25 protein-coding genes are annotated in these 23,117 nt (G+C 65.6%); 4 read left to right on the top strand and 21 right to left on the bottom strand.

The window, feature by feature from the left end; genetic code table 11:
- The 7 genes from WBB14_RS25220 to WBB14_RS25190 form a co-directional block, all read right to left on the bottom strand.
- On the bottom strand, nucleotides 1-488 hold a 488-nt coding region (locus WBB14_RS25220; RefSeq protein WP_424242188.1), incomplete at its 3' end, for a VIT1/CCC1 transporter family protein.
- A gap of 75 nt (nucleotides 489-563) precedes the next feature.
- Nucleotides 564-998 (bottom strand): PaaI family thioesterase, encoded by a 435-nt coding sequence (locus WBB14_RS25215; protein ID WP_424242187.1) that lies wholly within the window; start codon nucleotides 996-998, stop codon nucleotides 564-566.
- A 1-nt stretch (nucleotide 999) separates the two neighbouring features.
- Nucleotides 1,000-2,052 carry a 3-hydroxyisobutyrate dehydrogenase gene (gene mmsB, locus WBB14_RS25210; protein ID WP_424242186.1) on the bottom strand — a complete coding sequence of 351 codons (1,053 nt, stop codon included), beginning with the start codon at nucleotides 2,050-2,052 and terminating at the stop codon, nucleotides 1,000-1,002.
- Nucleotides 1,988-3,163, bottom strand: a complete 1,176-nt coding sequence (locus WBB14_RS25205) for an enoyl-CoA hydratase/isomerase family protein (protein ID WP_207467511.1) — start codon at nucleotides 3,161-3,163, stop codon at nucleotides 1,988-1,990. The genes mmsB and WBB14_RS25205 overlap by 65 nt, the downstream gene beginning before the upstream one ends.
- Nucleotides 3,160-4,314, bottom strand: coding sequence for an acyl-CoA dehydrogenase family protein (locus tag WBB14_RS25200; RefSeq protein WP_424242185.1), 1,155 nt, complete (start codon nucleotides 4,312-4,314; stop codon nucleotides 3,160-3,162). The genes WBB14_RS25205 and WBB14_RS25200 overlap by 4 nt, the downstream gene beginning before the upstream one ends.
- A 195-nt stretch (nucleotides 4,315-4,509) precedes the next feature.
- The gene (locus WBB14_RS25195; protein WP_424242184.1) at nucleotides 4,510-4,854 is read right to left on the bottom strand and encodes an RnfH family protein; all 345 of its coding nucleotides are present in this window, start codon (nucleotides 4,852-4,854) and stop codon (nucleotides 4,510-4,512) included.
- The gene (locus WBB14_RS25190; RefSeq protein ID WP_006223413.1) at nucleotides 4,844-5,278 is read right to left on the bottom strand and encodes a type II toxin-antitoxin system RatA family toxin; all 435 of its coding nucleotides are present in this window, start codon (nucleotides 5,276-5,278) and stop codon (nucleotides 4,844-4,846) included. The genes WBB14_RS25195 and WBB14_RS25190 overlap by 11 nt, the downstream gene beginning before the upstream one ends.
- Before the next feature lie 104 nt (nucleotides 5,279-5,382).
- Between WBB14_RS25190 and smpB the strand changes: the two genes are divergently transcribed.
- Entirely contained in the window at nucleotides 5,383-5,856 is a 474-nt protein-coding gene (smpB, locus tag WBB14_RS25185; protein ID WP_013393463.1) for an SsrA-binding protein SmpB, read from the top strand.
- Between the two features lies 1 nt (nucleotide 5,857).
- Here smpB and WBB14_RS25180 read toward each other — a convergent pair whose 3' ends face one another.
- From WBB14_RS25180 to WBB14_RS25170, 3 genes are all read right to left on the bottom strand, one after another.
- On the bottom strand, nucleotides 5,858-7,045 hold the full coding sequence (locus tag WBB14_RS25180) for a GGDEF domain-containing protein (protein ID WP_424242183.1): 1,188 nt from the start codon (nucleotides 7,043-7,045) through the stop codon (nucleotides 5,858-5,860).
- 25 nt (nucleotides 7,046-7,070) lie between these two features.
- Entirely contained in the window at nucleotides 7,071-7,997 is a 927-nt protein-coding gene (locus WBB14_RS25175) for an SPFH domain-containing protein (protein WP_424242190.1), read from the bottom strand.
- Nucleotides 7,998-8,097: 100 nt separating this feature from the next.
- Nucleotides 8,098-8,532 (bottom strand): NfeD family protein, encoded by a 435-nt coding sequence (locus tag WBB14_RS25170; protein ID WP_424242182.1) that lies wholly within the window; start codon nucleotides 8,530-8,532, stop codon nucleotides 8,098-8,100.
- 168 nt (nucleotides 8,533-8,700) lie between these two features.
- On the opposite strand from WBB14_RS25170, the gene WBB14_RS25165 reads away from it, so the two are divergent.
- Together WBB14_RS25165 and WBB14_RS25160 are read left to right on the top strand one after the other, a co-directional pair.
- The gene (locus tag WBB14_RS25165) at nucleotides 8,701-9,438 is read left to right on the top strand and encodes a glutamine amidotransferase (protein WP_424242181.1); all 738 of its coding nucleotides are present in this window, start codon (nucleotides 8,701-8,703) and stop codon (nucleotides 9,436-9,438) included.
- 101 nt (nucleotides 9,439-9,539) lie between these two features.
- Complete coding sequence (locus WBB14_RS25160; RefSeq protein ID WP_424242180.1) at nucleotides 9,540-10,382, top strand: bifunctional transcriptional activator/DNA repair enzyme AdaA; 843 nt, start codon at nucleotides 9,540-9,542, stop codon at nucleotides 10,380-10,382.
- Between the two features lie 73 nt (nucleotides 10,383-10,455).
- Here the strand turns inward: WBB14_RS25160 and ppsA are convergent, their stop codons facing one another.
- On the bottom strand, nucleotides 10,456-12,822 hold the full coding sequence (gene ppsA, locus WBB14_RS25155; protein ID WP_424242179.1) for a phosphoenolpyruvate synthase: 2,367 nt from the start codon (nucleotides 12,820-12,822) through the stop codon (nucleotides 10,456-10,458).
- A 192-nt stretch (nucleotides 12,823-13,014) separates the two neighbouring features.
- On the opposite strand from ppsA, the gene ppsR reads away from it, so the two are divergent.
- A complete protein-coding gene (gene ppsR / locus WBB14_RS25150) occupies nucleotides 13,015-13,842 on the top strand; it encodes a posphoenolpyruvate synthetase regulatory kinase/phosphorylase PpsR (protein WP_424242178.1) in 828 nt (275 codons plus the stop codon).
- 51 nt (nucleotides 13,843-13,893) lie between these two features.
- Here the strand turns inward: ppsR and WBB14_RS25145 are convergent, their stop codons facing one another.
- From WBB14_RS25145 to bamA, 10 genes are all read right to left on the bottom strand, one after another.
- On the bottom strand, nucleotides 13,894-14,373 hold the full coding sequence (locus WBB14_RS25145; protein ID WP_424242177.1) for a DUF2846 domain-containing protein: 480 nt from the start codon (nucleotides 14,371-14,373) through the stop codon (nucleotides 13,894-13,896).
- 94 nt (nucleotides 14,374-14,467) lie between these two features.
- Nucleotides 14,468-14,938 carry a DUF2846 domain-containing protein gene (locus WBB14_RS25140; RefSeq protein WP_424242176.1) on the bottom strand — a complete coding sequence of 157 codons (471 nt, stop codon included), beginning with the start codon at nucleotides 14,936-14,938 and terminating at the stop codon, nucleotides 14,468-14,470.
- Between the two features lie 123 nt (nucleotides 14,939-15,061).
- Entirely contained in the window at nucleotides 15,062-15,850 is a 789-nt protein-coding gene (locus WBB14_RS25135; RefSeq protein WP_424242175.1) for a TrmH family RNA methyltransferase, read from the bottom strand.
- Nucleotides 15,847-16,455 (bottom strand): ribonuclease HII, encoded by a 609-nt coding sequence (rnhB, locus tag WBB14_RS25130; RefSeq protein ID WP_424242174.1) that lies wholly within the window; start codon nucleotides 16,453-16,455, stop codon nucleotides 15,847-15,849. The genes WBB14_RS25135 and rnhB overlap by 4 nt, the downstream gene beginning before the upstream one ends.
- Nucleotides 16,442-17,638: a lipid-A-disaccharide synthase gene (gene lpxB / locus WBB14_RS25125; RefSeq protein WP_424242173.1), complete on the bottom strand. Its 1,197-nt coding sequence runs from the start codon at nucleotides 17,636-17,638 to the stop codon at nucleotides 16,442-16,444. Before lpxB ends, rnhB begins: the two co-directional genes overlap by 14 nt.
- On the bottom strand, nucleotides 17,635-18,429 hold the full coding sequence (gene lpxA, locus WBB14_RS25120) for an acyl-ACP--UDP-N-acetylglucosamine O-acyltransferase (RefSeq protein WP_424242172.1): 795 nt from the start codon (nucleotides 18,427-18,429) through the stop codon (nucleotides 17,635-17,637). Before lpxA ends, lpxB begins: the two co-directional genes overlap by 4 nt.
- The gene (gene fabZ, locus WBB14_RS25115; protein WP_006385190.1) at nucleotides 18,430-18,885 is read right to left on the bottom strand and encodes a 3-hydroxyacyl-ACP dehydratase FabZ; all 456 of its coding nucleotides are present in this window, start codon (nucleotides 18,883-18,885) and stop codon (nucleotides 18,430-18,432) included.
- Nucleotides 18,886-18,952: 67 nt separating this feature from the next.
- Nucleotides 18,953-20,050, bottom strand: a complete 1,098-nt coding sequence (lpxD, locus tag WBB14_RS25110) for a UDP-3-O-(3-hydroxymyristoyl)glucosamine N-acyltransferase (RefSeq protein ID WP_424242171.1) — start codon at nucleotides 20,048-20,050, stop codon at nucleotides 18,953-18,955.
- 17 nt (nucleotides 20,051-20,067) lie between these two features.
- The gene (locus WBB14_RS25105; protein ID WP_424242170.1) at nucleotides 20,068-20,628 is read right to left on the bottom strand and encodes an OmpH family outer membrane protein; all 561 of its coding nucleotides are present in this window, start codon (nucleotides 20,626-20,628) and stop codon (nucleotides 20,068-20,070) included.
- A 109-nt stretch (nucleotides 20,629-20,737) separates the two neighbouring features.
- Nucleotides 20,738-23,071 (bottom strand): outer membrane protein assembly factor BamA, encoded by a 2,334-nt coding sequence (gene bamA / locus WBB14_RS25100; protein ID WP_424242169.1) that lies wholly within the window; start codon nucleotides 23,069-23,071, stop codon nucleotides 20,738-20,740.
- Nucleotides 23,072-23,117: the final 46 nt, after the last annotated feature.

Raw genomic sequence — 23,117 nt, 5'->3', positions numbered from 1 at the left:
GCCAGCGGCAGCGCCGCGCCGCCTGCAAACGATGCCGCGGACGCCACCGCGGCCTGCACCGGACGGGCGCGGTTATGCATGGATATGCCCAGCTCGTCGCGGGCATGCGCGTCGAGCGCATCGTGGCTGGTCAATTGCCGCGCCACCTGCTCGGCCAGCTCGCGGGTCAAGCCGCGCGCCACGTAGATGTCGATGAGCTCGGCCAGTTCCTCGCCGGAGTTGCGCTTGAGCGAGCGCTGCTCCAGGCGCAGGTCCGCGGCCTCGGTGTCGGCCTGCGACCGCACCGACACGTACTCGCCCGCCGCCATCGACAGCGCCCCCGCCACCAGCCCGGCCACGCCCGAGGTCAGGATGGCGCCATGCGTGGCCTGGGCCGCCGCCACGCCGGTAATGAGACTGGCCGTGGACACGATGCCGTCGTTTGCGCCCAGCACGGCCGCGCGCAGCCAGTTGCTGCGGAAAATCCGATGGTGTTCTTTTGAAGGCATTGCCAGAAACCCGTGCACCGCGCGATGAACGCGCCGCGGATCCGCCGATCAGGCCGGATCCGCGGCGCGCGGAATTCAACGCGGCGTCACGCGCACCGCGGTGAGCAAGCCTATCACGCAAAGCGTGGCCTGCTCGCCGTCGTAGGCATGCATTTCCACCTGGCAGACAGACAGGCGTTTGCCAGGCTTGACCACGCGGCCGCTGGCGACGTAGCGGCTACCCTTGGCGGGCGCCAGGAAGTTCATCTTGAACTCGGAGGTCAGCACGTCCTCGCCCGGCGCGAACAAGGTATAGGCGGCATAGCCGCCGGCGCTGTCGGCGATGGTGGTGGAAATGCCCGCATGCAGAAAGCCGTTCTGCTGGCACAGGTCTGCCCGGTAAGGCAGCACGATGTCCACCCTGCCCGGCTCCACCACGTCCAGCTGCGCCCCCAGCAGGGCCATGACACTCTGCCGGGAGAAGCTCTCCTGAACGCGCGCGGCAGGGTCCTGCGCTTGCGATGGCGCCATGTCAGTCCTGCTCGCGCTTGACCAGGTTGACGATGCTGGAGAAGTCCAGCTTGCCCGAACCGCCCGAACTGTGCAGCGAATACAGATTGCGCGCCAGTTCGCCCAGCGGAATCGAGGCCCGCGCCGACAAGGCGGCCTCGGCCGCCAGGCCGAGGTCCTTCAGCATCAGGTCCACGCCGAAACCGCCCGCGTAGCCCTTGGAGGCCGGCGCGTGCTCCATCACGCCGGGCCAGGGGTTGTAGAGTTCCGTCGCCCAGTTGCGGCCGGAGCTTTTGGCGATGATGTCCGACAGCACCTTGGGATCCAGGCCGTTGGCCACGCCCAGCGCCAACGCTTCCGAGGTGCCCGCCATCAGGATGCCCAACAGCATGTTGTTGCAGATCTTGGCCACCTGGCCCGCGCCGGCCGGGCCCGCGTGGAAAATGTTCTTGCCCATCTTTTCGAGGACAGGACGGGCGCGTTCCAGCGCCGCCGCCTGGCCGCCGACGATGAAGGTCAGCGTGCCGGCGGCCGCCCCGCCCGTGCCGCCGGAAACCGGGGCGTCGATCATGGCGATGCCGCGCACCTCGGCCGCCTGCGCCACCTTGCGCGCCGAGTCCGGCGCAATGGTGCTGCACTCGATGACCAGCGCGCTCGACGGGATCTTGCCCAGCAGGTCCTCGCCCAGGTACAGCCCTTCGACGTGCTTGCTGGCCGGCAGCATCGAGACCACCACCTCGGCGCCCTTGACCGCTTCCGAAGCGGACGCGGCGGCCTTGGCGCCTGCGTCCGTCAGGATCTTCACGGCCGCCGGCACCAGGTCGAAGACCGTCACACTATGGCCGGCCTTGACCAGATTCAATGCCATGGGCGCGCCCATATTGCCCAAACCGATAAACGCGATGCTGCTCATGATGTCTTGTCTCCTGTTGCTATTGCTATAGGTGTGAAACCATCGTGTACTGCGTTGCCGCGCCGGCCGGCGGCGGTGGATCCGCCGCCGCGGGGCGCTAGCGCCCTTCCTGTCCCAGGTCCGCCAGCGGATGCGGCTCGCCCTCGGGCCAGGGCTCGTCAAAGAATTTCTGCACCCAGGCGTCGGTCGCCATGTCGATGGCGGCGGGGTTCCAGCGCGGCTTCTTGTCCTTGTCGATCAGCAAGGCGCGGATGCCTTCGGCGAAATCGCCATGGCCGGTGCAGGCCAGCGCCGCGATGTACTCGGCGCGGAACACGTCGTCCAGCGAGCGCAGGCGCAGCCGCTGCTGCAGCGCGAACGACAGGCGCACCGATCCGGGCGAGCCGGCCAGCATCGTCTGCGCCGCGCGCGCCAGCCACGGATCTTCGTGGTCTTTCAGCGCCGCCAGTTCTTCGTAGATGTCGTCCAGGCGGTTGCCATTGCACAGGCTGTTGATCAGGAACGAGTGATGGCGCAAATTGCCCGGCGCGAGCGGCGTCTTGGGCTCCAGCGCCGTCAGGGCGCGGCGCAGCAGGCCGTCGTTGATCGCGCGCGGCGGGATGGCGTCCTCCGCCGCGTCCGCCCCCTGGCCGGCCCAAGGCTGCTCCTCGAGCGAGGCCAGCAACTTGGGCCAATCCGCGTGGTCCAGGCGGAAGTCCGCCAGGCCGGCAAAAATCGCATCCGACGTGCCCAGCTGCGCGCCGGTCAGCGCCAGGAACAGGCCGAGGCGGCCCGACATGCGGTTCAGCAACCAGCTGCCGCCGACGTCCGGGAACAGGCCTATGGTGACCTCCGGCATTGCCAGCCGGGAGCTCTCGCTGACCACGCGGTGGCTGGCGCCCATCATCAGGCCGATGCCGCCGCCCATGACGATGCCATGGCCCCAGCACAGCACCGGCTTGGGATAGGTGTGGATGCGGTAGTCCAGGCGGTACTCATGCTCGAAGAAGCGGCGCGCGTAGGCGTTGCTCCAGCCCGGCTTGCCGGCATTTTCGGTCATGCTGCGGTACAGGCCGTGCAGGTCGCCGCCCGCGCAGAAGGCTTTTTCGCCCGCGCCCTGCAGCACCACCAGGGCCACGCCGGGATCGCGTGCCCAGGCGTCCAGCCGCTCGGCCAGCAGGTCCACCATTTCCAGCGACAGGCCGTTCAGGGTCTGCGGCGAATTCAGCGTCGCGATCCCGAACCGAACTCCATTGGCAGCGGTTTTTTCTTCGAACAACACCGGTGCATTCATCTTATGTCGGCTCCTTTTTCCAACAATTGGCGGGCGATGATCACGCGCATGATCTCGTTGGTCCCTTCCAGAATCTGATGAACGCGAGTATCGCGCACCAGACGCTCCAAGGGATAGTCCCGCAGGTATCCGTAGCCGCCGTGGATTTGTTGCGCATCCAGGCAGATCTGGAAACCCATGTCGGTGGCGAAGCGCTTGGCCATGGCGCAGTAGGTCGCCGCGTCGGGCGCCCCGCCGTCCAGCTTGCAGGCCGCCAGGCGCACCATCTGGCGGGCCGCCACCAGGTGGGTCGCCATGTCGGCCAGCTTGAACTGCAGGGCCTGGAACTCGGCCAGGCGGCGGTTGAACTGGCGGCGCTCGTCCATGTAGCGCCGGGCGGCGTCCAGCGCGCCCTGCGCCGCGCCCACCGAGCAGGTGCCGATATTGATGCGGCCGCCGTCCAGGCCCTTCATGGCGATCTTGAAGCCCTCGCCTTCCTGGCCCAGCATGTTGGCCGCCGGCACGCGCACGTTTTCGAAGGTGATGGGACGGGTGGACTGGCTGTTCCAGCCCATCTTCTCTTCCTTGCGGCCGTAGCTGATGCCCTCGCTGTCGGCCGGGATGGCGAACGCGCTGATGCCGCCCGCGCCCTCGCCGCCGGTGCGCGCCATGACCACCAGCAGGTCCGTGTCGCCGCCGCCCGAAATGAATGCCTTGGCGCCGTTGATGATGTAGTCATCGCCCTGGCGTTGCGCCCGGGTCGACAAGGAAGCTGCGTCCGAACCCGCGCCCGGCTCGGTCAGGCAGTACGACGCCAGCTTCTGGCCGCTGGCCAGCAACGGCCCCCAGGCCTCGCGCAGCGCGGGCTGGCCCCAGTTGCCGACCATCCAGGTGGCCATGTTGTGGATCGTGAGGAAGGCCGTGGTCGATGGGTCCACCGCCGCCATTTCCTCGAACACCAGGGTGGCGTCCAGGCGCGGCAGCCCCAGGCCGCCGATGTCCTCGCTGGCGTAGATGGCGCAAAAGCCCATCTCGCCGGCCCGCGCGAAAGCTTCGCGCGGGAAGATGCCCTCGGCGTCCCAGCGCGCCGCGTTGGGCGCCAGTTCACCCTCGGCGTAGTCGCGCGCCGCCTGCGCAAAAGCGCGTTGCTCGTCGGTCAGTTCCAAGTCCACAGCCTGTCTCCTGTTGTACTGAGTATTGTCTGTTGGCGTTGCTGCCGTCTCGTGAACGCCAGCCCACCGATTTTGACATGACGTTGACGTAAACGTAAATGCGTGACGATGCTTATGTTACGCCGGAAGCGGCGATGGAATTTGTCCTATTTATGACATTGTGCGGGGCAGCGAGCCAGCCCCGAAGACAGTTCCCTACAGCAGCCCGGCGGGGCGAACCCTGCCATTCTTCGCCGTCTTGGCGCGGCGGTGTTCGGCGCGGCGGCGCCGCGATTCCTTGGGATCGAAACTCAGGCCGCGGTAGATTTCCACGCGGTCGCCGTCGGCCAGCCTGGCCTGCGGCTCGGTGGCCCGCCCGAATATGCCCACGCCCCGGATCCAGGGCTGTACCACGGGAAAGGCCTGGGCAAAGCCGCTGGCCGCCAGCGCGTCGGCCACGGTGGCGCCATCGGGCAGACGCAATTCACGCAGCCAGACGTGGCCCGACAAGGCATAACAGACGCTTACGCCGATCTGCGCCGCGGACGGCTCATTCGCCATACTTGGCCTGCGCGCGCTTGGTGAAGGAATCGATGAAACTGGTGGCGATGCGGTTGAAGACCGGGCCCACCACCATTTCCAGCGCCCGGTTGGAAAACGCGTACTCCATGGTGAACAGGACCTTGCAGGCATCCTCGGCCAAGGGCTGGAACTCCCAGTGCCCCACCAGGCTGGAGAACGGGCCATCGACCAGTTCCAGGTCGATCCGGTCGGGATAGACATGGGTGTTGCGGGTGGTGAAGCGCTGCTTCATGCCCGCGAAGCTGATCAGGATGGAGGCCTGCATGCCGTGCTCGTCGCGGGTCTGCACCTCGGCGCCGCCGCACCAGGGCATGAACTCGGGGTACTTCTCCACGTCGGCGACCAGATCGAACATCTGGGCGGCGCTGTAAGGCACCAGGACGGATCGTTGTACTTTGTGCATCGACTATCGCAAATGGCTAGAATGGCACGATTTTACCGGCACAACACGACCTGGGGCCAGAACACGCCTCGCGGCAGGCTGCGGCACCCAGGCACAAGGGCTTTATGAGCATTATCGACAATCGCAAGGCCACGCACGACTATTTCATCGAAGACCGCTACGAGGCCGGCCTGGTGCTGCAAGGCTGGGAAGTCAAGGCGATCCGCGATGGCCGCGTGCAGCTCAAGGAAAGCTACGTCATCGTGCGCGACGGCGAGCTGTACCTGCTGGGCATGCACGTCAGCCCCCTGCCCACGGCCTCCACCCATATCCACCCCGATGCCATGCGCACGCGCAAGCTGCTGCTCAAGGCCGAGGAAATCAGCAAGCTCATCGGCAAGGTCGAGCAGCGCGGCTACACGCTGGTGCCGCTCAACCTGCACTACAAGAACGGGCGCATCAAGCTGGACTTCGCGCTGGGCCGCGGCAAGAAGATGTTCGACAAGCGCGACACCGCGCGCGAAAAAGACTGGCAGCGCGAGAAAGAACGCATCATGAAGCACGACACCCGCGCCCCGCGCAAGAGCAAGGACGACTGATTCAGGCGGCCTCGGGCAGCGGCTGGCGTTCGGCCTCCTGCCCCGGGCCCATGATGCGGTTGCGCCCCGCCGCCTTGGCCGCATACAGCTTGCGATCGGCGCGCTCGAAAAACGCCTGCAGGCTCTCCCCGGGCATCCAGTCGGCCACGCCGGCGCTGAAGGTATAGGAGATGGTGCTGCCACCGTGCGCACAGGGCGTGCGCCGGACCGAGTCCAGCAGCCGCTCCGCCACATCCATCACCGCGTCGCTGCGCATGTCGGGAAACAGCACCGCGAATTCCTCGCCGCCCACCCGCCCGACGTGATCCCCGGTGCGCAGCGTGGCGGTGGCCAGCAGGCCGAAATGACGCAGCACCGCGTCGCCGGCCGCATGGCCGTGGGTGTCGTTGATGCGCTTGAAATAGTCGATGTCCAGCAACAGCAGCGTCAGCGGCCGGCGCGTGCGCAGGGCCTGGGCGCAATAGCGCTCGGCCTGCAGCCACCACGCCTTGCGCGACATCAGGCCCGTCAGGAAATCGGTGCTGGCCTCCTGTTCGCGGTCGGCCAGCATCCGGTCGTGGATGATCATGATGGTGCCCAGGGTCAGGCATGGCATCGTCAACACCCCCAGCGTCATGAACGCGATGTTCCACGCCGTGGGCTGCAGCAGGGCTTGCGCCGTCGCGATGTCGAACAGGTAGACGGCTGCGCGCGCCGCGCACACCGCCGCGGACACCAGCGCCACCACGCGCACGAAATGATAGCTGTAGCGGGACCGGTTCATCGGCATGCCGCGCTTGACCGTCATGGCGATGGCGGCCATGAACCCGAACATCAGCCCGGACATGACCACCATGCGCGGTCCAACCTGGGGCTCGATGTAGGTGTAGAACGCCAGCGCCAGCAGCGTTGCGGTGGAAGCCAGGGCCATGAGGCGCCTGGGCACGGTCTGGCCCACCAACCGGCGCAATCCCGTGTAGTACGCGCACAGCGCCAGGACCACGGCGGTATTGGCGGCGATCACCGACACCCACAACGGCGCCTCGGTGACCTGGAAGGCGTAGAGCCCGAACCCCGCCAGCGTCAGCAGATTGGCGCGTATCGCTTCCTTGATGCCCGCCATGCCGCTGCGGGCCAGGGAGCCCAGCACGCACAGCGCAAGCACTCCCGCCAATGCTGCTATCAAAAGCAAGTTAACGGGAGCGATCATCGCCAGGCGCCGCCAGACGCGGTTATCAGCTGTTGCGGGTGGACTTCACGATGGTCATGGCGGAAGCGATCATGCCGCCCACATCCGCCAGGTTCGCCGGCAGGATCAGCGTGTTGCCTTCCTTGGCGACGTTGCCGAATGCCTCGACGTAGCGCTCGGCCACCTTCAGGTTCACGGCTTCCATGCCGCCCGGCTGGCGCACGGCGTCGGCCACCTGGGTGATGGCCTTGGCGGTGGCCTCGGCGATCGCCAGCACCGCGGCGGCCTCGCCCTGCGCCTGGTTGATCTGCGCCTGCTTCTCGCCTTCCGAACGGGCGATCGCGGCTTCGCGCTCGCCGGTGGCGATGTTGATCTGCTCCTGGCGGCGGCCTTCGGAGGCCGCGATCAGGGCGCGCTTTTCACGCTCGGCGGTGATCTGCGCCTGCATCGAACGCAGGATCTCGTTGGGCGGGGTCAAGTCCTTGATCTCGTAGCGCAGCACCTTCACGCCCCAGTTCAGCGCGGCCTCGTCCAGCGAAGAGACGATGTTGCTGTTGATGGAGTCGCGCTCTTCGAAGGTACGGTCCAGTTCCATCTTGCCGATGACGGAACGCAGCGTGGTCTGCGCCAGCTGCGTGATGGCCGAGATGTAGTTCGACGAGCCATACGACGCCCGCATGGGATCCGTCACCTGGAAATACAGCACGCCGTCGACCTGCAGCTGCGTATTGTCGCGCGTGATGCAAACCTGGCTGGGCACGTCCAGCGGGATTTCCTTGAGCGAATGCTTGTACGACACACGCTCGATGAACGGAATGACGAAGCCCGCGCCGGGAGACAGGACCCGATCGAACTTGCCCAGGCGTTCGACCACCCAGGCGTGCTGCTGGGGCACGATGGCGATCGCCTTGATGACTATCAGTATCGCCAGCGCGACGATGACGAGCAGGACGATGGTGGATGTATCGATCATCATGATTCGGTGCCTCTCCTTCTGGTAAGTACATTCGCGGGAATCGCCCGAACCGCACGGACGCCCGCTGCCGGCCCCGCCCGCGGCGGGCCGGCGCTGATCAGACCGAACCGGGCGTGCCCTTGGGGGCCAGCACCAGGATCGAGCCGCGCATTTCGATGATGGTTTGTTCGCCGGCCACCGGCGCCTGGCCCTGGGCCAATTCCGCCTGCCAGTGCGCGCCGCGGTACCAGACGCGCGCGGTGCCCTGGTCGGACCAGGCCTCGACCGACACCGTCTGGCCGATATCCAGGTTGACATCGGCATTGCGGGCGGAATCGACCTCGCGCTTCTTCAGCACACGGGTCTTGCGCAGGACCAGCAGGCCCAGCAGCAGCACGATGCCGCAGCCCACCAGCTGCCATTCCAGGCCCGCGCCCAACCATGCCGCCACGCCGCCTGCCGCCAGGCCCAGGGCCACCAGCAGCAGATAGAAAGTCCCCGTCGCCAGTTCCCCGATCAGGGCCAGCGCGGCCAGTCCCAGCCAGATCCACATAGTTTCTATTCGCCCGAAAGGATGAGTATGTGAGCGGAATTGTACGTATTTCCGGGACGGAACGGGAAAGGCGCTTCAGTCGCGGACTGGAGCGCTGGATTATGATGTGCGCTGGCGGTGGAAATCCCTCTGGAACCCGGCGCCCGCATCCTTTACGCAAAAGCCCCAATGACCGCTGCAATACCCTCCGCTCTCCCCGTCCTGATCCTGCATACCGGCGATCCGGACGACACGCTCAAAAGCCAGTTCGGCGGCTATGCCGAACAACTCGCGCAGGCCGCCGGCCTGACCGCCGAGGCCATGGAAATCGTGCCCGTGCATGAAGGCAGGCGGCCGCAGGCCCCCGCCAGCTATCGCGCCGCCCTGATCACGGGCTCGCCCGCCATGGTGACCGACAAGGAACCCTGGAGCGAGGACACCGCCGCCTGGCTGCGCGAAGCCGCCGCAGCCGGCCTGCCCATGTTCGGCGTGTGCTACGGCCACCAGCTTCTGGCCTACGCGCTGGGCGGCAAGGTCGGCTACAACCCCGCCGGACGCGAGGTCGGCACCCAGACGGTCGAACTGCTGCCGCCCGCCGCCGGCGACAAGCTGCTGGCCGGATTGCCGCCCACCTTTCCTGCCCAGATGCTGCACGCGCAGACCGTGCTGCAACCGCCGCCCGGCGCCGCCGTGCTGGCGCGCTCGGACCTGGATGAACACCAGATGATCCGCATCGGCCGCAACGTCTTCTCGACCCAGTTCCACCCCGAATTCGGCCCCGACTTCATCCGCGCGCATCTGGAACGTTTCGGCCGCCGCTATGCCGCCGAGAACCTGGACGTCCCGGGGCTGTCCGCCAACGTCCGCGCCACCCCCGTGGCGGGCGGCCTGTTGCGGCGCTTCCTCGACGCCTACGCGCCTGCATAGCGACCCGCGCGGCCGCCGCGCAATATCCGGAGTGCGGCGGCGGGAGACTTTTGCGACGATGGATCCAAGCGCGCGAATCCGCCCGCAACAGGAGCTTTTCCATGAACCAAGCCGCCGCCCTGAGCAAACAGCACGCCGCCGCCATCGAACGCGCCTGCCGCGCACTGGAAGCCGAGCAGCCGCCCGATCTGTCCGCGCTGGCCGAACAGGCCGGCATGAGCCGCTTCCATTTCCACCGCGTCTTCAAGGCGGCCACCGGCATCACCCCCAAGGCCTACGCCGACGCCCTGCGCGCCGGCCGCGCCCGCCAGCAGCTCAAGCAGAGCGCCAGCGTCACGGACGCCATGTATGACGCCGGCTTCAATTCCAGCGGCCGCTTCTACGAAGCCGCACCCGCCATCCTGGGCATGACGCCCACCGCTTTCCGCAAGAATGGGCAGGGCGTGGAGATCCGCTTCGCGGTGGCGCAATGCTCGCTGGGCGCGCTGCTGGTGGCGGCCAGCGACACCGGCATCTGCGAAATCGCCCTGCATGAAGATCCCGAGCAATTGGTGCGCAACCTGCAGGACCGCTTCAAGGCCGCCCGCCTGATCGGCGCCGACGCGCAGTTCGAAGGTTGGGTGGCGGCCGTGGTCGGCTTCGTCGAAGACCCCTCGCGCGGCCTGGACCTGCCGCTGGACGTGCGCGGCACAGCCTTCCAGCGCCAAGTCTGGCAAGCGCTGCGCGAGATCCCGGTGGGCGAAACCGCGACCTACACCGACATCGCCGAACGCATAGGCTCGCCTCGCGCCGTGCGCGCCGTGGCGCGCGCCTGCGCCACCAACAACATTGCGCTGGCCATCCCCTGCCACCGCGTGGTACGCACCGACGGCTCGCTCGCCGGCTACCGCTGGGGCATAGACCGCAAGCGCGAATTGATTGCGCGCGAAGCCCTGGCGGCCTAGCCCTTCCCGGGTAACGCATACAAAAAAAACCCCGCGCCCTTGCAGGCGCGGGGTTTTCTCATCAGCAAGGCTATCAGTTCTTGGCCAGGCGCTGCCAGGTATCGACAACGGTATCCGGGTTGAGCGACATCGACAGGATGCCCTCGTCCTTCAGCCATTGCGCGAAGTCCGGGTGGTCGCTGGGGCCTTGGCCGCAGATGCCCACGTACTTGTTGGCGGCCAGGCAAGCCTTGATCGCGCGGCGCAGCATGAACTTCACGGCCTCGTCGCGTTCGTCGAAGTCGGCGGCCAGCAGTTCCATGCCGGAATCGCGGTCCAGGCCCAGCGTCAGCTGGGTCATGTCGTTCGAACCGATCGAGAAGCCGTCGAAGTACTGCAGGAACTCGTCGGCCAGGATGGCGTTGGACGGAACCTCGCACATCATGATGAGCTTCAGGCCGTTCTCGCCGCGCGCCAGGCCGCGCTTGGCGAGCAGGTCCACCACCTTGGAGGCCTGACCCAGGGTGCGCACGAAGGGCACCATGATCTCGACGTTGGTCAGGCCCATTTCATCGCGCACCTTCTTCAGCGCTTCGCATTCCATGCGGAAGCACTCGGCGAAGTCCTCGGCGATGTAGCGCGACGCGCCGCGGAAGCCCAGCATGGGGTTCTCTTCCTCGGGCTCGTAGCGCGAACCGCCGACCAGCTTGCGGTACTCGTTGGACTTGAAGTCCGACATGCGCACGATGACGGGCTTGGGATAGAAGGCGGCGGCGATGGTGGCCACGCCTTCGGCCATCTTCTCGACGAAGAACGCGCGCGGGCTGGCATGGCCGCGGGCCGCCGATTCCACGGCCTTCTTCAGTTCGCCGTCGACGTTCGGGTAGTCCAACACCGCCTTGGGGTGGATGCCGATGTTGTTGTTGATGATGAATTCCAGGCGCGCCAGGCCGACGCCGCCGTTGGGGATCTGGGCGAAGTCGAAGGCCAGCTGCGGGTTGCCCACGTTCATCATGATCTTCAGATCGATGGCGGGCATGTCGCCGCGGCGCACTTCTTCGACTTCGGTCTCGATCAGGCCATCATAGATGCGGCCTTCGTCACCTTCGGCGCAAGACACGGTCACGGCCTGGCCTTGCTTCAGGATGTCGGTCGCGTTGCCGCAACCCACGACAGCCGGAATGCCCAGTTCGCGCGCGATGATCGCCGCGTGGCAGGTGCGGCCGCCGCGGTTGGTGACGATGGCGGACGCGCGCTTCATCACGGGTTCCCAGTTGGGATCCGTCATGTCGGTGACCAGCACGTCGCCCGGCTGGACCAGGTCCATGTCGGAGATGTCGCCAACCACGCGCACCGGACCCGCGCCGATCTTCTGGCCGATCGCGCGGCCGGTGATCAGGACCTGGCCGGTGGCCTTCAGGCGATAGCGCTGCTGCACGTCGTTGACGCCCTGCTGCGACTTCACCGTTTCCGGACGCGCCTGCAGGATGTAGATCTTGCCGTCGATGCCGTCGCGGCCCCACTCGATGTCCATCGGGCGGTCGTAGTGCTTTTCAATGATGACGGCGTAGCGGGCCAGCTCGTTGACCTCGTCGTCGGTCAGCGAGTAGCGGTTGCGCTCGGACACCGGCACGTCGACCGTGCGCACGGCGCGGCCTTCGGGACGTTCGGGGTCGAACTCCATCTTGATCAGCTTGGAGCCGATGCGGCGGCCCACGATCGGGTAGTGACCCTGGGCCAGCGTCGGCTTGAAGACGTAGAACTCGTCGGGGTTGACCGCGCCCTGCACCACGGTTTCGCCCAGTCCGTAGGACGAGGTGATGAACACCACGTCCTGGAAGCCCGATTCGGTGTCGATGGTGAACATGACGCCGGCGCTGCCCTTGTCGGAACGCACCATGCGCTGGATGCCGGCCGACAAGGCGACGTCGGCGTGGGCATAGCCCTTGTGCACGCGATAGGAGATGGCGCGGTCGTTGTACAGCGACGCGAACACGTGGCGGATCTTGTCCAGCACGTCATCGATGCCGACGACGTTGAGGAAGGTTTCCTGCTGGCCGGCGAACGAGGCGTCGGGCAGGTCTTCGGCGGTGGCGGAAGAACGCACGGCGAACGAGCCCTTGCCGTCAGCGTCGAGCTTGGCGAAGGCGGTGCGGATTTGCGATTCGAATTCGGACGAGAACGGCGCGTCGATGATCCATTGGCGGATCTGCGAGCCGGCGTTAGCCAGTTCGCGCACGTCTTCGGGGTTGAGCGTGGTCAGGCGTTCGGCGATGCGCTTGTCCAGGCCGGAGGCCTTGAGGAAGTCGCGGAAGGCGTCAGCGGTCGTGGCAAAGCCGCCCGGCACGCGGACACCCGCTCCAGACAGCTGGCTGATCATTTCGCCTAGTGATGCGTTCTTGCCTCCTACCGAGTCCACGTCCGTCATGCGGAGCTGCTCGAACAAAACAACGTACGACATTGAAGTCACCTTTTACAATGGAATGAAAGCGAGTTTGGTCAATGCATCAGGAAGCTGGATCACAGTCGGATCACAGCCCCAATTTACGCGCTGACCAAACTGGCCTTGGACCGCCCTTGGGGTGACTTATAGGGGCCTGATTGTACTCGGTGGAGTGCATCCGGCCATCTGCCTGGTTGGAATTTTTTACACATGACATCTACCCCGATCGTACGCACGGTATACATCGTTTCCGACAGTACCGGCATCACCGCAGAAACCTTCAGCCAGTCAGTGCTTTCGCAGTTTGAAGAGGTCAATTTCAAGCCTGTCCGGCTGCCGTTCGTCGACACGCTGGAAAAGGCCGCCGAAGTGGCCATGCGGATCGACCGCAGCGCCTTGGAAGCCGGCGTCCCCCCGATCGTGTTCAGCACCCTCGTCAATCCGGACATCCTGGCGCGCGTTCGCCAGGCGAACGGGATTTTCCTGGATCTGTTCGGTACCTTCGTCAGCCATATCGAGCAGGCGCTGGGCCTCAAGTCCAGCCATTCCATCGGCCGCTCGCATATGCAGGCCAATTCGGAAAAGTACCGCAACCGCATCGACGCCATCAATTTCAGCCTGGCGCATGACGACGGCCAATTCGTCAACCAGCTGGACCAGGCGGACGTGATCCTGGTCGGCGTGTCCCGCTGCGGCAAGACGCCCACCAGCCTGTACCTGGCCATGCAGTACGCCATCAAGGCGGCCAACTTCCCGCTGACCCCGGACGATTTCGAACGCGGCACCCTGCCCTCGACCATCGCGCCGCATCGCGGCAAGTTGTTCGGCCTGTCGATCCAGCCCGAACGCCTGGCGGAAGTCCGCAACGAGCGCCGCCCCAACAGCCGCTACGCGCAACTGGAGCAATGCCGCTACGAAGTGGCCGAGGCCGAGCGCATGATGCGCCGCGAAGGCATTTCCTGGCTGTCCAGCACCACCAAATCGATCGAGGAGATCGCCACGACGGTGTTGCAGGAAGTGGGCCTGGACCGGGGCTGAAAACGGCAAGGGCGCGCCAATGGCGCGCCCTGGTTACCCATGCCGCCCGGATCAGGGGCGTAGCTTGACGCGTTCGCGCGACCCCGCGCCCCAGTATTTCAACGGCCCCATTTCCTGCTGAGCGGTCGATTCGGACGCTTCCAGGCGCATTTCCTGGCTGCCCATGTTGGACGAATTGCCGCTCACGCCCTCGATGCTGAGGCGTACGTAGCGGGTCTGGCCCGGAGCCAGCGTGAACGACAGCGTTTCATCGTCGCGCAGGGTATCAACCACGTAATTGCCGGCGGGCCGGTTCACATAGAAGAAACTGCCCGGCTTGGAACGGCCGACCTTCACGCCGTTCACCCGCAAGTACGGCTGGCCCGACACCACGCCGACCGGCGCGGCCGGCTGGTAGAAATAGATGCGCCCCGTTTCCGGCACCATGATGGGAATGGAGCTGGCGACGTCCTTGTACCGGGGACCGCCGCAACCCGCCAACAAGGCCGCGCCCAGCACGGCAACGGCCACCATCTTGAACCTGCGCTTCATTCTATCGTCTCCGATGTCGGCCTCGCTGGCCATGCAATTGACCGGCCCATGCGAGAAAGTGTGCTTATGAGTCTAAAAACTACAAACTGTAATTTTACTCATAACGCAGCGGTTCTCGCTCGCGCCGTCCGGCGCCCCAATACCGCAGATCCGACATCGCCTGGACAGCGTCGTCGCCCGACGCCTCCAACTTCAGGATTTGCCTGCCGCCCGCGACATCCACGCGCACATACCGTGTCTGTCCGGAAGCGAGCGGAACCTTGAGCCCGTCCCTGCGCTCCTTGCGGTCGGTGGCGGTGAGGACTTCCACCTCGCCGGGCGCGCGATCCACGAAGAAGAAGCGACCGGGCTTCGAACGCCCGACCTTGCGGCCGTCGACCAGGATCGCCGGCTGCGCGACCTTGTCGCCGTTGGAGGTCACGGGTTGGTAGAAGTAGATCCGGCCTTCGGCAGCCTCAAGCGCCGGGATGCGGTTCGCCACGTCGCCGTAGCGAGGGCCGGCGCATGCAGACAGCAGCAACGCCGCGCCCAGCGCGGCAATACCCGATTTGACCCAGCTTTTCATGTCCCGTCCTTGATCCAATCCTGCCCTGACACGGCCCCGTGGCTCGGGCAAACGGGGCAGTATAAACAGGGGACGGTGCCTTCAATCGGCGGAAAAGCGGCGAAACCAGGAGCTGATCAGCGCTCAGCCCTGCTTGCCGCGCAAGGCCTGGCGCCGCTGCTCGAAGAGGCAGATCGCGGCTGCGGCGCCCACATTGAGCGATTCCACTGCCGCCATGTCATGCGGAATGCGGACCTTGAGGCGCGCGGCCGCAAGCAGCTCCGCGGCCACGCCCTGGCCTTCGTGGCCGAACACCCAGGCGCAACGCTGCGGCAAGCCGTCTTCGTACAGGTCGCGCGCACCCTCCAGCGCGGTCGCCACCAGCGGCACGGTCAGACGCGGCAGCAAGGCGGCCAGATCCACATGCTCGTGGATGGCCAGGGCGAAATGAGCGCCCTGCCCGCTGCGCAGCACCTTGGGAGACCAGGCCGCGGCGGTGCCCGTCGCCAGGAAGACGCGTTTCACCCCCGCCGCCGCACAAGTGCGCAGCAGCGTGCCGACATTGCCGGGATCCTGGATGCGGTCGAACAGCACGCAGTTCTCGTCCACGGTCTCGGGCAGGTCCAGGACCGGCGGCGTCACCTGAAAAGCCACGCCCTGGCCGCTTTCGACAGCTGCCAGGGACTGCATCAGCCGCGCGTCCAGGGCCAGGCAGTCGCGGTCCGGCACGGAGGCCGCCAGCGCTGCGATATCGGGCTGGGACAGGCGCTCCACGTCGAAGATCGCCTGATCGGGCGCACCGTGATGCTGCAGCCAGGCCTGGCACAGGTGCACGCCGTCCAACAGGACCGGCGCGCCGCGCTTGCCCGCCGTGCTGGCAAGCTTGGCCAGCGCCTTGACTGCCGGATTGTCGCGGGAACTGATGTGCTTCATGAGTTCAGGCCGAAGGCCTTGATGGGTGCGAAGCTGCGCCGGTGTTCGGCGCAGGGGCCGTGCTCGCGCAGCATCTCCAGATGCAGCGGCGTGCCATAGCCCTTGTGCTGATCGAACGCGTACTGGGGATAGAGGGCATGCAGACGCAGCAGGTCCGCGTCGCGCGCCGTCTTGGCGAGGATGGAGGCCGCGGAGATCGCGGGCACCAGGGCATCGCCCTTGATGACGGTCTGCACCGTGCAGCGCAGTTTTGGGGCCTGGTTGCCGTCCACCAGCGCCAATTGCGGCAGGGTGGACAAGCCCTGCACCGCACGCTGCATCGCCAGCATCGTGGCGCGCAGGATGTTCATGCTGTCGATCTCGGCGACGCTGGCGCTGGCGATGCACCAGGCCAGCGCGAATTCCTGGATTTCAAGCGCCAGCGCCTCGCGCGTGGCCGCCTTGAGCACCTTGGAATCCGCCAGGCCGGCAATGGGCCGCGCCGGATTCAGGATGACGGCAGCCGCGTAGACGGCGCCCGCCAGCGGGCCGCGGCCCGCCTCGTCGACGCCCGCCGTGACCATGGGCGGCTGCTCGGGAGCCAAGAACAGGTCAGGCTGCTCCACCTGCCACCTCCAGGATCGCCTGAGCGGCCAGCGCAGGCGTGTCGCGCAGCAGCTCCTGATGCATGGCGGTAAAGCGGGCCTCGATGCGCGCGCGGCCCGCGTCGTCGGTCAGGGATGTCCACGTCGCTTGCGCGAGTTTCTCGGGCGTCGCGTCGTCTTGCAGCAGTTCCGGCACGGCGAAATCGCGCAGCAGCACGTTCGGCAGGCCCACCCAGGGCAGGTACGGACGTTGCTGGCCGGATTTCCAGGCCATGATGCGGCGCATCCAGGGCGACAGCACGTAGGAAATCACCATGGGCCGCTTGTACAGCGCCGTTTCCAACGTGGCGGTGCCGCTGGCCACCAGCACCGCCGTGGCGGCCTCCATGACGGACCAGGCCACGGGCGCCTGGCGCTCTCCGCCCTCGCCGTGCAGATCGTTCGCGGTGATGCAGCGCAGTCCGGGCACGGGGTACTGGGCCAGGATAGCCTGGAACTCGGCCCGCCGCTGGTCATTGACCATGGGCACCACGCATTGCAACGCCGGATCTTTCTTCAGCAGAATCTGGGCGGCCTGCAGGAAACGCGGCGCCAAGAGGCGAATCTCGGACGAACGGCTGCCTGGCAGGATCGCCAGCACGCGGGCGTCCTGATCGATACCCAGACGCTCGCGCGCCGCGGCGCGGTCCGGCTGCATGGGCACGGCCCCGGCCAGCGGGTGGCCCACGTAAGTGACCGGAATGCCTTCCTTGCGGTAGATCTCTTCCTCGAACGGGAACAGCACCAACATGTGCGACACCGACTCGCGGATCTTATGGATGCGCTCATAGCGCCAGGCCCAGATCGACGGCCCGACGAAATGCACAGTGGGCGTGCCTGCCTGGCGTAACTGGTGCTCCAGGCGCAGGTTGAAGTCCGGCGCATCGATGCCGACGAAAACGGCGGGCGGCTCCGCCAGCCAGCGCCGCTTGACGTCCCGATAGGTGCCTAGCAGGCTGGGCAGGCGCTTGAGCGCGTCGACATAGCCGAACACCGTCAAGGCGTGCATGGGATGCCAGGCTTCGAAACCGCGGGCCTGCATCTGCGGCCCTCCGATACCCTCGCAGCGGATGCCGGCGTCGCGCGCCTGCAGACCGGCAATGATGCGACCGGCCAGCAGGTCGCCCGAAGGCTCGCCGGCCACCATGCCGATCCGTGTGTTCATGGGCGGATGATGCCGCGGCTTGCGACGTCCAGGAAGTCGAGCAAGGTCTGCAGATGCGGCGCGACCTCGGGCTCCGCCTGCTGGCGCGCACGCAGTTCGGCGCGCGCCGTGTCCAGGGACAACCCCCTGCGGTAGATGATCTTGTAGGCGTCGCGCAGCGCTGCAATATCGGCGGGCGTAAAGCCGCGGCGCTTGAGGCCTTCGACGTTGACACCCACCGGTCGGCAGGGATTTCCGGCAGCCAGCACGAAAGGCGGCGTGTCCTGCATGAGAGAGCTGTTGCCGCCCGTCATGCTGTGCGCGCCGATGCGCGAAAACTGGTGCACGCCGGTCAGGCCGCCCACGATGGCCCAATCGCCGACGTGGACGTGGCCGCCCAACTGCACCGAATTGGCCAGGATGGTGTTGTTGCCGATGTGGCAGTCATGCGCCACGTGCACATACGCCATGATCCAGTTGTCGTCGCCCAGCGTCGTAACCCCGCCGTCCTGCACGGTGCCGGTATTGAGCGTGACGAATTCCCGGAAGGTGTTGCGGTCGCCGACTTCCAGCCGGGTAGGCTCGCCCTGGTACTTCTTGTCCTGCGGCATGCCACCGACCGAGCAGTAGCGATAGAAACGGTTGTCGCGCCCGATGGTCGTCACCCCGTCCACCATGCAGTAAGGGCCGATCTCGGTGCCCGCGCCGATGGTCACATTGGGACCGATGGTCGCAAACGGACCTACGACCACGGTAGGGTCGAGCTTTGCCGCCGGATCAACGACGGCGGTGGGGTGAATGTTTCCTGCCATTTACTCTTCCAGGCTGCGAATCGCGCACATCAGCTTGGCCGAGGCGACTTCCTGACCGTCCACCGTCGCGCGCGCTTGGTACTTACAGATGCTGCGGCTCAGGCGTTCGGCTTCAACCTCGATGCGCAACTGGTCGCCCGGCACCACGGGACGGCGGAAACGCGCGCCGTCGATGCCGACCAGGTAATACGCGGTCTTGGCACCTTCGCACTTCAGGCCGCCGTTCTCGTCGGTGAACGAGAACAGCGCGGAGGCCTGAGCCATGGCTTCCACGATGAGCACGCCCGGCATCACCGGGTGGTGCGGAAAATGGCCGTTGAAAAACGGTTCATTGATCGAGACGTTCTTGATGGCCACGATGGACTTGCCAGGCACCATTTCGACGACGCGGTCAATCAGCAGCATCGGATAACGATGCGGCAGCCTCTCCATGATCCCCTTGATGTCGAGTTCCATTTTTCTATGCGTTCCTGCGAAGTAAAGTAATCGTGCGGCGCGGACGCGCCAGGGGCGGCGATGCGCCCTAGTCTTTTTCCAGCGTCCGCACGCGCCGGCGCAATTGCGCCAACTGTTGTATCACGGCGGCGTTGCGCTGCCATTCGCCATGTTCCGCGTACGGGAAGACCCCGGTATAGCGGCCAGGCTTCGAAATGCTGGAGGTCACCGCGGTGCCGCCGGAAATATGCACATCGTCGCCCAGAGTCAGGTGTCCCGACAGCATGGCCGCGCCGCCTATGGTGCAGCGCTCGCCGATGGTGGTCGAGCCGGCCACGCCGACGCAGGCCGCAACGGCGGTATGCGCGCCGATCCGGCAGTTGTGCGCGACCATGATCTGGTTGTCCAGCTTCACGCCATCCGACAGGACGGTGTCCTCCAGCGCGCCGCGGTCTACGGTGGTGTTGGCGCCGATCTCGACGTCATCACCGATGGTCACGCCGCCAAGCTGGGGAATCTTGCCCCAGGCGCCCTTGCCCAACGTTGGGTCCGGCGCAAAGCCGAAGCCGTCCGCGCCAAGCACGGCGCCGCTATGGATGATCGCGCGCGCGCCCACCTTGACCCCGTCATACAGGGTGACATGGGCGTACAGGCGGCTGCCAGGCCCCACGGACGAGCCGGCGCCTATGACGCAGCCCGGTCCGAGCACGGTATCGCGGCCGATGCGGGCGCCGGATTCGACGACGCAATTCGGGCCGATGCGCACGCCCTCTTCGATGATGGCGTCAGCGGCGACCACGGCGGACGGATGCGTGGACGCGGGCAGCACGGGACGCCTGGCGGCATCGAACCATTGTGCGACGCGAGCGTAAAGCAGATAGGGATGCTGACAGACGACCAGCGCGAACGGCGGCCGGGCGTTGCCCTCGGCTTCCAGAGCCTCGGCCACGTCGGGCGAGACGATGACCGCCCCTGCCTGCGTGGCGCCTAGCTGACTCTGGTAGCGCGGATTGGCCAGGAAAGCGATTTCCTGCCGACCCGCCGATGATAGGGTTCCGATGCCGCAGACCCGCATGGGGTCTGCACCGGGAACCGTGCTGATACGCCAGTCCATTCCCTGGGTGTTGGCGGCGCTCAACAGTGTTTCCAGCGTTGGCGCGCGGGCAAGATCCAGTAAAACCGGCATAGCTTGACGGGCGCTGCTTACTTGCCCAGGCTCTGGATCACCTTGTCGGTGATGTCGATGCGCGGGTTGACCGTCACGGCGTCCTGAATGATCAGGTCGTAGCTTTCCTGTTCGGCGATGCGCTTGATGGCGTCATTGGCCTTCGTCACGATGCCGGAAAACTCTTCGTTGCGGCGGCGGTTGAAGTCTTCCTGGAACTCGCGGCGCTTGCGCTGCAGGTCGGTATCCAGGTTGGACAGGTCGCGCTGGCGCTTGACGCGGTCGGACTCCGACAGGACGGGAGCGTCCTTGTCGAACTTCTCGGCTTGCGAACGCAGGCTGTTGTTCAGGCGCTGGAGCTCGTCGTCGCGCTTCTTGAATTCGGCTTCGATCTTGCTTTGCGCTGCCTTGGCCGGACCCGACTCGCGCAGGATCCGCTCGGTATTGACGAAACCGATCTTCGTGCCTTGCGCCTGCGCGGGAATCGCTGCAGCCGAACCGAGAATGAGCGCACCTACCAGGGCAATGGAGCCGCCCAGCTTGCCGCGGCGCTTGGCGCGCAGCGAATTCGAGGTTTTAAGTGCGGAATCAGACATCATGAAAATCTCACCTTCCAGTAAGGCAAAGCCAAAGTGTGTATTGTGCCACTAAACAGCAAGGGAGCCGGCTGAGCGCCCCTCTCCCTTGTTTTCAAGCGTAACGACGCGCTTAGAAACCCGTCCCGATCTGGAACTGGAAGCTCTGCTTGTCGTCGCCCGACTTCGAATTGAGCGGACGGGCATAGGACAGCTGCAACGGCCCCATCGGCGACTGCCACGACAGGCCGATACCGGCCGAGAACCTCCAGCCGCAGGGATCCTCGACCTCGCTGCCGGGTTTGCCGCTGGTGCACTGCTGGCCGCTGCCCGCCGACACCTGGCCGGCGTCCGAGAAGATGAACCAGCGCAACGTGCGGTCCTTCGACGCACCCGGGAACGGCAGATAGAGCTGCGCGTTGGCGATGACGCGGCGTGTACCGCCCATGTAATCGCCCGTCTTCGTATCGCGCGGACCCAGCGACGAACCCTCGTAGCCGCGCACCGTGCCGATACCGCCGGCATAGACGTTCTTGATGATCGGGTAGTCCTTGCTGCCGTAGCTCTGCCCCCAATCGACCATGCCGTTCAAGGCCAGGGTATAGGAACCGCCCAGCGGCACGAAGTACTGCTGCTGGGCCGTCAACATCGTGTACTGCAGGTCAACGGTCGACAGGTCCGCCTTCAGGCGGGTGTACCCGCCCCGGGTGGGCGCCAGGCCGCTGTCGCGCGTGTCCTTGGTCCAGCCGGTGGTGAAGATCACCGAGTTGGTCGCGTCGCCGTAGTCCTTGACGAACTTCTCGTAGGCGAGCGGCGAGTTATTGAACAGGTCGATCTGGTTGCGTTCGATGTTCGCGCCCAGCATGATCCGGTCGTATTCCGAGATCGGCACGCCGAAGTTCATGCCCAGGCCCATGGCCTTGACGCGGTAGTCGCCGTCGTTGTTGTTCCAGGGCTCGGTCACGCGATAGTAGGCGGACGTGGTGCGGCTGATGCCGTCCTTGGTCCAGTACGGATCGGTGTGCGACAGCACGATGGCGCGGTTGGTCTTGCTGGTGTTCAGCTGCAGGGTCAGGTTGGTGCCGCTGCCGAAGACGTTGTCTTCACTGATACCGGCCGACAGAATGGCCTTTTCAGACGAGCCGTAACCCACGCCCAGGTTGATCATGCCGGTGGGCTTTTCCTTGACGTCCACGTTAACGTCGACCTGGTCGGGAGAGCCCGGGACCGGATCGGTCTTGACGTTGACGTCGCTGAAATAGCCCAGGCGGTCGACGCGGTCGCGCGAGGTCTTGATGTCCTTGGCGTCGTACCAGGCGGCTTCTTGCTGGCGCATTTCGCGGCGCACGACTTCGTCGCGCGTGCGGGTATTGCCGCCGATCTGGATGCGGCGCACGTACACGCGGCGGCTGGGGTCGACGTAGAACGTCAGGTCGGCCTCATGCTTGGCGCGGTCCAACTGCGGATTCGGGTTGACGTTGGCGAACGCATAGCCCAGTTCGCCCAGGTAGTCGGTAATGGCCTTGGCCGAACCGTTGGCCTTGGCGGCCGAGAACGTCTCTTCCGGCTTGATTTCCACCAGCGCGTTGATTTCCTTGTCCAGGCCCAGCAGATTGCCGGCGAGCTTCACGCTGCGCACCTTGTAGGGCTCGCCTTCGTGAACGGTAATCGTGATGCGGATGTCCTGGCGGTCCGGCGAAATCGTGACCTGGGGCGGCTCGACCGAAAATTCGAGATAGCCTTGGTCCAAGTAGAACGAGCGCAGGCGCTCCAGGTCGCCCTCTAGTTTTTCGCGCGAATACTTGTCGGTATCGGTGTACCAGGTCAGCCAGCCCGGCGTGGTCAGCTTGAACTCGTCGAGCAAGTCGCTTTCGGAGAAAGCCTTGTTGCCCACGAAGCGGATTTCCTGGATGCGCGCGACCGAGCCTTCGAACACGTCGAAGCTCACGCCCACGCGGTTGCGGGGCAGCGGGGTCACGGTGGAAGTCACTTCGATGCCGTACTTGCCCTTGGACAGGTACTGCTGCTTCAGTTCGTATTCGGCGCGCTCGAGCATGGAGCGGTCGAAGATGCGGCCTTCGGCGAAGCCCACTTGCGCCAGCGATGTGGTGATGGCCTTGGAGTCGAACTCGCGCATGCCGTTGAAGTTCACCGACGCGATCGTGGGGCGTTCCTGCACGACCACCACGACGACGTTGTTGTCCGTCTGGATCTGCACATCGGTGAAAAAGCCGGTGCCGTACAAGCGGCGGATGGCTTCGGTCGCTTCTTCTTCGGTGAACTTCTCGCCCACCTTGACGGGGAGATAGCCGAAGACAGTACCGGCGTCAGTTCGTTGAATACCCTCTACGCGGATATCCCGCACGACAAAAGGGTCGAAGGCGTGGGCGATGGCCGGTACCAGCAGTGCGGCGATCAAACCCGGCAGTACACCCTTTTTGTGATGAAACATCCGGCGAAAAGACATCCTTGAGTATCCTCGGTCGTGCAAATGGCGGGGGATTTTATGCTAA

The organism is Achromobacter sp., from assembly GCF_049647645.1.
Lineage (GTDB): Bacteria > Pseudomonadota > Gammaproteobacteria > Burkholderiales > Burkholderiaceae_B > Achromobacter.
This window is presented reverse-complemented; position numbering and strand designations above follow the sequence as displayed.

Coding starts and splice junctions, on each gene's coding strand:
- WBB14_RS25215 (WP_424242187.1), bottom strand. CDS start 998: ATGGCGCCATCGCAAGCGCAGGACCCTGCCGCGCGCGTTCAGGAGAGC.
- WBB14_RS25205 (WP_207467511.1), bottom strand. CDS start 3,163: ATGAATGCACCGGTGTTGTTCGAAGAAAAAACCGCTGCCAATGGAGTT.
- WBB14_RS25195 (WP_424242184.1), bottom strand. CDS start 4,854: ATGGCGAATGAGCCGTCCGCGGCGCAGATCGGCGTAAGCGTCTGTTAT.
- WBB14_RS25190 (WP_006223413.1), bottom strand. CDS start 5,278: ATGCACAAAGTACAACGATCCGTCCTGGTGCCTTACAGCGCCGCCCAG.
- smpB (WP_013393463.1), top strand. CDS start 5,383: ATGAGCATTATCGACAATCGCAAGGCCACGCACGACTATTTCATCGAA.
- WBB14_RS25180 (WP_424242183.1), bottom strand. CDS start 7,045: ATGATCGCTCCCGTTAACTTGCTTTTGATAGCAGCATTGGCGGGAGTG.
- WBB14_RS25175 (WP_424242190.1), bottom strand. CDS start 7,997: ATGATCGATACATCCACCATCGTCCTGCTCGTCATCGTCGCGCTGGCG.
- WBB14_RS25170 (WP_424242182.1), bottom strand. CDS start 8,532: ATGTGGATCTGGCTGGGACTGGCCGCGCTGGCCCTGATCGGGGAACTG.
- WBB14_RS25165 (WP_424242181.1), top strand. CDS start 8,701: ATGACCGCTGCAATACCCTCCGCTCTCCCCGTCCTGATCCTGCATACC.
- WBB14_RS25160 (WP_424242180.1), top strand. CDS start 9,540: ATGAACCAAGCCGCCGCCCTGAGCAAACAGCACGCCGCCGCCATCGAA.
- ppsA (WP_424242179.1), bottom strand. CDS start 12,822: ATGTCGTACGTTGTTTTGTTCGAGCAGCTCCGCATGACGGACGTGGAC.
- ppsR (WP_424242178.1), top strand. CDS start 13,015: ATGACATCTACCCCGATCGTACGCACGGTATACATCGTTTCCGACAGT.
- WBB14_RS25145 (WP_424242177.1), bottom strand. CDS start 14,373: ATGAAGCGCAGGTTCAAGATGGTGGCCGTTGCCGTGCTGGGCGCGGCC.
- WBB14_RS25140 (WP_424242176.1), bottom strand. CDS start 14,938: ATGAAAAGCTGGGTCAAATCGGGTATTGCCGCGCTGGGCGCGGCGTTG.
- WBB14_RS25135 (WP_424242175.1), bottom strand. CDS start 15,850: ATGAAGCACATCAGTTCCCGCGACAATCCGGCAGTCAAGGCGCTGGCC.
- lpxB (WP_424242173.1), bottom strand. CDS start 17,638: ATGAACACACGGATCGGCATGGTGGCCGGCGAGCCTTCGGGCGACCTG.
- lpxA (WP_424242172.1), bottom strand. CDS start 18,429: ATGGCAGGAAACATTCACCCCACCGCCGTCGTTGATCCGGCGGCAAAG.
- fabZ (WP_006385190.1), bottom strand. CDS start 18,885: ATGGAACTCGACATCAAGGGGATCATGGAGAGGCTGCCGCATCGTTAT.
- lpxD (WP_424242171.1), bottom strand. CDS start 20,050: ATGCCGGTTTTACTGGATCTTGCCCGCGCGCCAACGCTGGAAACACTG.
- WBB14_RS25105 (WP_424242170.1), bottom strand. CDS start 20,628: ATGATGTCTGATTCCGCACTTAAAACCTCGAATTCGCTGCGCGCCAAG.
- bamA (WP_424242169.1), bottom strand. CDS start 23,071: ATGTCTTTTCGCCGGATGTTTCATCACAAAAAGGGTGTACTGCCGGGT.